We start from the raw sequence: 223 nt of genomic DNA on the forward strand, positions 1-223 counted from the left end.
CTGGCAATGAGACGAATGATAAACCCCAAAACGGCTCGAAACAGGATTCTCCATACTCTGTGAACAGGATTATGACCCCTGTTCACGAGATAGATGCCAGTTGGAACCAGAGCTCCGCATTTGCAGGACTTCCCGAGCCTGACAAGAATGGGCTGATAAATGGCATTCCGGCAGAGATGTACTACTCAATAGGGCCGGCTTATTTCGACTTCTAATGCAAGGC

Annotated in this window: 1 protein-coding gene; it reads left to right on the plus strand. The window is 48.9% G+C overall.

Annotated elements, in window-relative coordinates:
* On the plus strand, positions 1-215 hold a 215-nt coding region (locus tag BP822_RS01145), incomplete at its 5' end, for a hypothetical protein (RefSeq protein WP_286877546.1).
* Positions 216-223 lie beyond the last annotated feature (8 nt).

Origin of the sequence: Methanosaeta sp. UBA458 (assembly GCF_002496085.1) — an archaeon.
Lineage (GTDB): Archaea > Halobacteriota > Methanosarcinia > Methanotrichales > Methanotrichaceae > Methanothrix > Methanothrix soehngenii.